This is a genomic window from Bianquea renquensis (assembly GCF_014384895.1).
GTDB classification, from domain to species: Bacteria; Bacillota; Clostridia; order Lachnospirales; family Bianqueaceae; genus Bianquea; species Bianquea renquensis.
On sequence record NZ_JACRSQ010000055.1, the window covers coordinates 1 to 8,324 of the forward strand.

Genomic DNA, 8,324 nt, shown 5'->3' on the forward strand with positions numbered 1-8,324 from the left:
CAAGAAGTACGAGAACATCGACAAGCTGACAAGGGAAATTCTCATTGAACTGGTTGATTATATCAAGGTGTATGAAGGCGGCGACATCAGTATCAAGTTTAAGTTTGCCGACGAACTGCGCCGTATCATGGAATATGTGGAAATCAACCGCGACTTGTAGCAGGTGGGATAATTCCCGCTTGTTGCTCCCACTATCGTTTGACGGGTTTCCTAATACGTATCACTCATATGTACGTGAGCATCCACAAGCCCTGCAGATACCGTTTTGCCCGGTGCATCGTAAATGAAATCTGCATTTTCGGAAATACTCGGTGCTATTTTTGAAATTTTATCTTTGTCGGTTAATACATCAGCATACAAAAATTGCTCTCCGTTCCACACACGACCGTTTTTAATCAATATTTTTGCCATTGAAGCGTACCCCTCCCACGATCTCATCCAGTACCTTCTGAACCAGATAGTCATGTTCATATGGGAATGGATTTTGTTTTGTGCCCAAAATATACGCGTGAAAATCTCGCATCATTTCATCGTAACGACCGGTTGCGGTATTATCCTCAAAGGGAATGATCAGCTTTCGATCCTCATACGTTTTGTCGGCAATGCTTGTATCTGAGTATGTCATTGTAATGGGGCGCTCCATCGGATAGATATTGACCGTTCCTTTGCTTCCTGAAACCATAAGCTGCCGTCTGCCAAAACCGTTGACCTCCACAGAGGAGACGTAAATTCGCGCAAGCGCCTTCTCATATTCCAGTACAGCAAGATTGTTATCCTCAAAATCTACTCCGTCAAATCCTGTATGCTTCAAAAAAGAGGTAATCTTTTTTGGTTCACCCAGCATATACACGATAAGGTCAACAAGATGGCTTCCAAGAATATACATTATACCGCCACCGAAATTAGTCAGCCATTTTTTGTATTCAACGGGGTGGAAGGTACTCATTTCGGCATTGATCGAATAGATTTCGCCAAGATCGCCATTCTTGATATGCTCAAAGCATTTTAGCACCGCGGGATTGTAGCGGTACATATAACCGAGCTGAAAAACGAGATTTTTTTCCTTTGCCATATCGAGTACATATTTATATTCCTCAGGCGTACTGCTTGCGGGTTTATCCATATGAACGTGCCTGCCCGCCTCAATACAACGCCTTGCGTACTTAGTTACGTTCCACACGTCGCTCTCTATGAGCACTGCGTCGGATTTTTTTATTATTTCCTCGACACTAAGGCGAGGAAGTCCCTCGTAGCCTTTGTTATTGCCACGCTTTTCGATCCAACGATCATTTTCCTCGGCATATCCGGTCACCTCAAAAAGCTCAGTGAATTTCCGCACAGCGAGCATTTTTGGTTCTCCGTGATTATGTCCAATGCCGATCTGTCCTATCTTTATCTTTTTCATAATGAACATTGCCTTTCAATATCTTCCATCGTGCTGCCCTCGTCGTAGTGATCCACGCAAAAGGCAATCTGTCCGCCAAGCAACGGATTGATAACACGGGAAAGCATCCCTGCTTTGTCGTTGGCGTGATAAGCCACAGGGGGCTTTACCTCTTTTTTTAGGAGAAGCATGGCACGGATACTCTCTGCCGAATCCTCCCCATTCTCGGAAATTGCCCCGCGAAGGTTTTTTTCTCTGATAAAACCCGCAAGGGAAGGAGTCTGTAATTGTGATAATTTTTGTTTCATATGATCACCTCCGAGAAAAGCATATCACAAACATGGACTACGGTAAATATCAAATGTGTTATAATTTATCATATTTGATACAAGAGATATTGATTCTTTTTCTAATTGTGGTATAATATCCATATTAGGCAGGAGGTGTAAAAAAAGTGAACACAAGTTTTTTAGCAAATTTGGTCATTACAAAGGTACACTCTGCATCTACCTTATACACTCCCCAAAATACAAAATTAAAAAGAAATGACCGCCAGCGTTGGGCAGTCGTTATCAAGTATGAAGGAGAAACCGTCTATACTTCGGGTGAAAAATGCTTTTTGTCAAATCTCGCACACGTCGTCATTCTGCCTAAAGGCTGTTCTTACGATTGGCAGTGTACAAGATCGGGACATTTTTCAATTATTGAGTTTGAAAGTGAACCGACTTTCTACGAACCCATATCCTTATCGGTCAAAAACGGCGAAAAGATATTAAAAATGTTCAAGGACTTAGAATATAAGCGGAATCTAAAAAAGCCAATGGTAGAGGTTGAAAGCATTCGTGATACGTATACTATCCTGCTTGCTCTTACACAAGAGATGTCGGAACGTTATCTCCCCACTGAAAAGCAACAAAAGATTGCTCCTGCCATAGAATATATTTCTCAGCATTATAATGAAAATATCACCAACGATGCGCTTGCAACAATTACGGGTCTTTCTACCGTGTACTTCAGAAAACTGTTTACGAGCATTATGGGCGTATCTCCCATTACCTATGTACACCGTTTCCGCATTGAGAAAGCGAAGGAAATGTTAAAGAGCGACTACGGCACACTTTCGGATATGGCGCAATCCTTGGGTTATACCAGTCTTTACGATTTTTCAAGAGATTTCAAAAAGCATACGGGAGTTGCGCCCTCAAAATATGATGGCTGTTTATGATTTCAGTTTTCTTTTATGTTTGCGATTTAATATGTGTTCTAATTTATATGCTTAATGAGAATGCCCGTTATCGGCTGTATGGCTGATAACGGGCATTTCCCCCGCCTTTTGGCGCTTTTCATGAGAATATAACCGTATGAAAAAAGAGGACCTACACAGAGATTACTTCCTTATGGGTCGCTGGCACAGGGATTGCCGCTGTCAGGGAATCTTAATTTGACATATATTTCACGGTGTCGTATAATGTCGAATATGAACAGTTTATGTCTTGTAGAAAGACCCCCACGGCATTGACCTTCCAGTGCCGCAAGCTTAGCATAAGGGAGACGCATATGAAAATTGCATATTTTACGGAGACGTATCTTCCCGATATCAACGGGATCGCCACCCATATCAAAACGTTAAAGGAAGGTATGGAACGTCTCGGACACGATGTGCTAATTGTGAAATCTGACGCTCAGGTCTCACAGCCCGAGTTGCGTGACGGGGTCCTATCCTGTCCCGCGATCACGCTTAAAAAGGTCTACGGCTACAGTCTAGCCTCCCCCGTCAGTCGCAAACGTTTCTCCATCTTAAGGGATTGGGATCCGGATGTTCTTCACTTTCACAATGAATTCGGACAGGGTTTATTCGCACTTATGGCGGCGCGTGCGCTACATAAGCCTGTTGTTTACACCCTCCACACCATGTATGATGATTATTTGTACTATATCGCAAAGGATTGTTTCCTTCCCCTCGTCCGGCGGTTGGGCCATGGATACCTCCGCTTTTTGGCCAATCGGTCCGATCTGGTGGTCGGCGCTTCCCCCAAAATTACAGACTATTTTAAGCAATTTGGGACAGAGAAGAACATCCAGATTATTCCCAACACAGTGGAGCAGGCTTTTCTAGAAACATCGGAGGCGACGGCAGCGCGCGCGCAAGCCATCCGCCAGCAGTTTGGATTTGCCGGCTCGGATCTGGTAGGCTGTTTTTGCGGCCGGATTGCGAAAGAAAAAAACATTGACACCCTGTTGCGTTTCTGGAAAGCAGCGGCCGCGGGCCTGCCCTCCATAAAGCTCCTGATTATGGGTGACGGGCCTGCCTTGAATGAATTGCGGCAGCTGACGGCGGAGCTTCAGCTTTCCTCCGTAAAGTTTAGCGGCAAAATCGAACATTCTCAATTGCCTGCGTACTATCAGGCAAGCGATTTCTACATAACGGCGTCCCTGTCGGAGAACTACTCCATCTCAACCCTGGAAGCGCTGGCCAGTGGACTTTCCGTCGTACATCTGTTAGATCAGCCCAATGAATATCAGTATCAACAGGGGTTGACAGGGTTCACCTTCGAGACGGAAGAACAGCTTCGGCATATCCTGGGGCAACTGGCAGCTCAGCCTGTGGAGGACAAATTCAAGCTGCGGCAGGCTGTTCGGCAACATACAAGGCTACACTCCAGCGATGAGGCCATTCGCCATATGTTGGACCTATACGAAATGGTAATCATGGAACGCTCACCTCATGAGCAGCGCTCTGCTGACATAGAAGTCAAACTGAAGCAATGAGAGAGGTATTTATGCAACAAAAAACAAATTTTGCAAGGGGACTTTCATTTTATAAGCTTTTTTGGATCTTTACGATTGGCTGCGTTGCCGGCGTGGTGCTTGAAAATATCTGGTATCTTCTCGCTTTTCACCGCATAACCAATCGCGTTGGACTCGTCTACGGCCCCTTTAACCCCATCTATGGCATGGGAGCACTGGTTATCACCGTTGGGCTCTATTGGCTTCGTGACAAACACTGGCTGTGGATTTTTTTCGGCGGCGTCGTCCTTGGCAGCGCCTTCGAGTACATATGCAGCTGGGTGCAGGAGGCAGTGTTTGGCACCGTCTCCTGGAATTACAGCCATCTGCCGCTCAACATCAACGGACGGATCAATTTGGTCTTCTCCTTATTTTGGGGGTTTGTCGCCCTTCTGTGGACACGTTTTCTCTATCCTGGGCTGTCCAACCTCATTGAGCGCATTCCCCACCGCGTTGGAATCGTTCTAACCTGGACTCTATTTGCTTTTCTGGTATATGACATCCTGGTGTCCGCGGCCGCGGTGGGCCGCATGAGTGCTCGCCATGTGGGAAAACCAGCTGCCAACAGAGTTGAAGCCTACCTGGACGAACAGTTTCCCGACGAGCGCTTACATGAAATCTATCCCAGCATGAAATTTGTCGATACCACAAAATAGTAACCCACATCAAAATCCCTGAATGGTTGACTTTCAGGGATTTCTATGCTATCATGCAACTAGTTTATTGTTCCATACACAAATCTCGCCGGTGTGTAAATTCGCCGGCTATTTCTTAGGCCGAACCTGCTTCCGCCTGACTACGAATGGAGGAATTGCCATGCATCTAGAAACCCAATGCCTGCACGCCGGATATGAGCCCGGCAACGGCGATCCCAGGGCCTTGCCCATTTACCAGAGCACCACCTATAAATATGATTCAACGGAACATGTCGGTCAGCTTTTTGATCTGAGTGTTCCCGGCCACATGTATTCCCGGATCTCCAATCCCACTGTGTCGGCCGTGGAAGACAAGATTGCTGCGCTTGAGGGCGGCGTGGGCGCTCTGTGTACGTCCTCGGGGCAAGCCGCTACCCTCATCGCTTTGCTGAACATCCTATGTTCTGGAGATCATTTTATCAGCACCTCCACCATCTATGGAGGTACGATCAATCTATTCGCTGTGACCATGAAGCGCATGGGAATTGATGTAACCTTTGTGGACCCCAACGCATCGGAGGAGGAGATTCAAAAGGAGTTTCGCCCCAATACTAAGGCCGTCTTCGGGGAGACCATCGCCAATCCTGCCATCGTTGTGCTGGACATTGAAAAATTCGCGCGCATCGCCCACGCCAATGATGTGCCGCTCTTCATCGACAATACCTTTGCCACTCCCTTCCTGTGCCGCCCCTTTGAATTTGGCGCGGATATCGTGATCCATTCCACGACGAAATATATGGACGGCCATGCGGTTCAGGTTGGAGGCGCTATCGTCGATAGCGGCCGTTTCGACTGGACCTGTGGAAAATTTCCCATGTTTACGGAGCCGGATGATTCCTATCACGGTCTGATCTACACAAAGGACTTTGGAAATGCAGCGTTTATTACCAAAGCGCGGGTCCAGCTAATGCGCGATCTCGGCTCCTGCATGACTGCCAACGCTGCGTTTCTTCTGAATCTTGGCCTTGAAACACTGCCTCTGCGCATCGCCAAACACAGTGAAAATGCCAATGCAGTGGCCCACTATCTGGCGTCCTGCCCTAAGATCGCCACGGTAAATTATCCCACACTGGAGGGCGATCCCTCCTTTGATCTGGCGAAACACTATCTGCCCAAGGGTTGCAGCGGCGTTATCGCCTTTACCATGAAAGGTGGCCGGGAGGCGGCGATTCGATTTATCGACAGTCTGAAGCTGGCGTCTCTTGTGGTGCATGTAGCGGATATTCGGACATGCGTTTTGCATCCGGCCAGCTCCACACACCGGCAATTGACCGACGAGCAGCTGGTAGCGGCTGGGATCAATCCGGGATTGATTCGACTCTCCTGCGGCCTTGAACATATTGATGATATTCTGGAGGACATCCGGCAAGCATTGGAGCAGGTCTAAATCAGACTGATATACTCATACTTCCTTCTAGGAGACAAGTGAAATAACGAAACCTTGAACGCCGATAAGGGAGTTTGGAAAAAAACTGAACCTAACGACTGACAGACAGAGTACAAATCGAAGCAGAGAGTGACTCACTTCAAAGAGTGGTCAGCTCTCTGTTTTGATTTTTTGCCCTGTCACGCAGTAGAAACGCCATTTTGACGATATTGCAGGCTGCGACAATCGGAAAACTGTGATGTATGTGCGAATATACTATAGCGGAGAATTTTTCAATGGACAAGTACATTTACGATGAAAGAAACGGGCTGTGGTATGAATGGCAGGGGATTACTTAACTTAAAGATACCATATACATACAACCGATAGGCTTGTTCGGACAAAGACACTTACGCTATCTGAAGGAGTGCCACAATGGTGTCTGTATCAATCTTCTGACAAGCGGCAGGCTGAATACATGTCTTGCTGACATTGACGAACAGGCGCAGGAATGCTTTGAGAGGCTTATAGAGCAGATGAGACAGGTACAGGGTACCACAGAGCAGCTAAAGGCTGAAAATCAGCTTGAATGGGTACTGAAAATCCAAAAGTTAAAATTCTCTGCACCCATTCCATATCGTTTAAACGGAACGTACATTTTGCACTGCTGCTTTTTTCGTCCGCTTTAGGAACAAGCCCTCCCTTTGGACCTTGTAATCCCGGTGCAAACATATTCTCAATAGTCACTTCCCATGGATACTTGTTTCCGAACTGACAAACGATACTCATGCTGTAAAACAGACGATGCCCGAATTCGTTGGTATCCCTCATATACTTATGATCGACCTCGTACACTCGCGCTATGCTGTTGTGCCTGGCCGGGGTGATACTGTCAGGATATCGAATGTCACCCAGATAATATGTAATTCGAGAATCCCTTAATTGACTTTTCATAACAAATTGCTTTTCTTCGTCGCGGGAAAAAATCCTGATTTCACTCGCATTTTCCTCTAAGAACAATTTGACAGCAAGCAGCTTTTCAAAGTCTTCCAGGGAGTAGAAAGTATGTGAGGAATAAAAACGTTTCTGGTCTTCCCAGAAACGAGTTGTCAAGGGCGTTTTAATCAAGTTCACAAAAAATTCAAAAATGGCAGCCTCTTAATCTGTAATACTTCCAGCATTTTCCCTTGATTTTTCTGCGTCCTCTGCATATAATAAGAGTAGGGAAATCCCTACTTTCCATGTTTCAGAAAGGTGGTGTAAAATCATGTTAGCAAATACGTTTGTAGACAATGCAAAAGTCATGGCAAAGGGGCAGGTCACAATTCCGAAAGATATTCGGGAAGTCCTCGGCGTGGCAAGCGGTGATCGCATTACGTTTATCGTTGAGGGAAACACCGTCCGCATTGTCAATTCTGCTGTCTACGCTATGCAGGTGCTTCAACAAGAGATGGCCGGAGAAGCGGAACGCGCTGGCTTGACCTCCGATGATGATGTCATGGCGCTTGTGAAAGAATTGAGAAATGAGGACGAGAACGCATGAGGGTTTTGATTGATACCAACGTCCTGATCTCTGCCGCCCTAAGCGCAAACGGCATTCCTTTTCAGGCGTATGTAAAAGCGGCGTCCTATCCTAATCACGGGCTGATCTGTGAGCAGAACGTGGACGAAATGAAGCGGATATTTAACAAAAAATTTCCGAACCGGCTTGCATCCCTGGATAAATTTCTTTCCGTTGCGCTCCTGACTTTGGAACTGGTTCCGATACCGACAGAGGAAAATATTTCAGAGACACAAATCCGTGATGTGAATGACCGCCCGATTCTTCGGGCAGCCATAGAAGCAAAGGCCGATGTTTTACTGACCGGCGATAAAGACTTTTTAGAATCCGGCGTGAAAAATCCATTGATTATGACACCGGCTGAATTTCTCCAATACTGAAACGGCGCGGAGCCGGGAACTGATCAGCCCCTTGTCAAGTAGACAAGCGAAATATCTAAAATAAGATTATAGGCATCCGCCATATCTGTGTTCAGATATGGCGGATATTTATGTTATACACACCATTTGGCCTTATAGGCTTCTATCCGCT

10 protein-coding genes and 1 pseudogene are annotated in these 8,324 nt (G+C 46.3%); 8 read left to right on the forward strand and 3 right to left on the reverse strand.

What is annotated here, in order from left to right; all coding sequences use genetic code 11:
- Window positions 1–160, forward strand: a 160-nt coding sequence (locus H8730_RS16810; RefSeq protein WP_249290229.1) for a DUF4368 domain-containing protein, incomplete at its 5' end; no start/stop codon positions are given.
- A gap of 50 nt (window positions 161–210) precedes the next feature.
- Here H8730_RS16810 and H8730_RS16815 read toward each other — a convergent pair.
- Genes H8730_RS16815 through H8730_RS16825 form a run of 3 tightly spaced genes read right to left on the reverse strand, consistent with a single transcriptional unit; the run spans window position 211 to window position 1,692 of the window.
- Complete coding sequence (locus H8730_RS16815) at window positions 211–411, reverse strand: hypothetical protein (protein ID WP_249290224.1); 201 nt, start codon at window positions 409–411, stop codon at window positions 211–213.
- The gene (locus tag H8730_RS16820) at window positions 392–1,405 is read right to left on the reverse strand and encodes a Gfo/Idh/MocA family protein (RefSeq protein WP_249290225.1); all 1,014 of its coding nucleotides are present in this window, start codon (window positions 1,403–1,405) and stop codon (window positions 392–394) included. The genes H8730_RS16815 and H8730_RS16820 overlap by 20 nt, the downstream gene beginning before the upstream one ends.
- Window positions 1,402–1,692, reverse strand: coding sequence for a hypothetical protein (locus tag H8730_RS16825; RefSeq protein WP_249290226.1), 291 nt, complete (start codon window positions 1,690–1,692; stop codon window positions 1,402–1,404). The genes H8730_RS16820 and H8730_RS16825 overlap by 4 nt, the downstream gene beginning before the upstream one ends.
- 146 nt (window positions 1,693–1,838) lie before the next feature.
- On the opposite strand from H8730_RS16825, the gene H8730_RS17985 reads away from it, so the two are divergent.
- The 7 genes and pseudogenes from H8730_RS17985 to H8730_RS16860 all read left to right on the forward strand — a co-directional run bounded on the left by H8730_RS17985 (window position 1,839) and on the right by H8730_RS16860 (window position 8,173).
- Window positions 1,839–2,609 carry a helix-turn-helix domain-containing protein gene (locus tag H8730_RS17985; RefSeq protein WP_249290227.1) on the forward strand — a complete coding sequence of 257 codons (771 nt, stop codon included), beginning with the start codon at window positions 1,839–1,841 and terminating at the stop codon, window positions 2,607–2,609.
- Window positions 2,610–2,941: 332 nt separating this feature from the next.
- Window positions 2,942–4,153 carry a glycosyltransferase gene (locus H8730_RS16835; protein WP_177719135.1) on the forward strand — a complete coding sequence of 404 codons (1,212 nt, stop codon included), beginning with the start codon at window positions 2,942–2,944 and terminating at the stop codon, window positions 4,151–4,153.
- An 11-nt stretch (window positions 4,154–4,164) separates the two neighbouring features.
- Window positions 4,165–4,827: a putative ABC transporter permease gene (locus H8730_RS16840; protein WP_249290228.1), complete on the forward strand. Its 663-nt coding sequence runs from the start codon at window positions 4,165–4,167 to the stop codon at window positions 4,825–4,827.
- 160 nt (window positions 4,828–4,987) lie between these two features.
- Window positions 4,988–6,253, forward strand: a complete 1,266-nt coding sequence (locus tag H8730_RS16845; protein ID WP_177719133.1) for an O-acetylhomoserine aminocarboxypropyltransferase/cysteine synthase family protein — start codon at window positions 4,988–4,990, stop codon at window positions 6,251–6,253.
- Between the two features lie 359 nt (window positions 6,254–6,612).
- A pseudogene (locus H8730_RS16850) lies at window positions 6,613–6,921 on the forward strand (TnpV protein); the annotation flags it as partial.
- Between the two features lie 578 nt (window positions 6,922–7,499).
- Window positions 7,500–7,775 carry an AbrB/MazE/SpoVT family DNA-binding domain-containing protein gene (locus tag H8730_RS16855; protein ID WP_177719132.1) on the forward strand — a complete coding sequence of 92 codons (276 nt, stop codon included), beginning with the start codon at window positions 7,500–7,502 and terminating at the stop codon, window positions 7,773–7,775.
- A complete protein-coding gene (locus H8730_RS16860; protein ID WP_177719131.1) occupies window positions 7,772–8,173 on the forward strand; it encodes a putative toxin-antitoxin system toxin component, PIN family in 402 nt (133 codons plus the stop codon). The genes H8730_RS16855 and H8730_RS16860 overlap by 4 nt, the downstream gene beginning before the upstream one ends.
- Window positions 8,174–8,324 lie beyond the last annotated feature (151 nt).

Bases quoted from the DNA above. Each gene is read 5' to 3' on its own strand.
- H8730_RS16860 (WP_177719131.1), top strand. From the start codon at position 7,772: ATGAGGGTTTTGATTGATACCAACGTCCTGATCTCTGCCGCCCTAAGC.
- H8730_RS16820 (WP_249290225.1), bottom strand. From the start codon at position 1,405: ATGAAAAAGATAAAGATAGGACAGATCGGCATTGGACATAATCACGGA.
- H8730_RS16845 (WP_177719133.1), top strand. From the start codon at position 4,988: ATGCATCTAGAAACCCAATGCCTGCACGCCGGATATGAGCCCGGCAAC.
- H8730_RS16840 (WP_249290228.1), top strand. From the start codon at position 4,165: ATGCAACAAAAAACAAATTTTGCAAGGGGACTTTCATTTTATAAGCTT.
- H8730_RS16825 (WP_249290226.1), bottom strand. From the start codon at position 1,692: ATGAAACAAAAATTATCACAATTACAGACTCCTTCCCTTGCGGGTTTT.
- H8730_RS16855 (WP_177719132.1), top strand. From the start codon at position 7,500: ATGTTAGCAAATACGTTTGTAGACAATGCAAAAGTCATGGCAAAGGGG.
- H8730_RS16835 (WP_177719135.1), top strand. From the start codon at position 2,942: ATGAAAATTGCATATTTTACGGAGACGTATCTTCCCGATATCAACGGG.
- H8730_RS16815 (WP_249290224.1), bottom strand. From the start codon at position 411: ATGGCAAAAATATTGATTAAAAACGGTCGTGTGTGGAACGGAGAGCAA.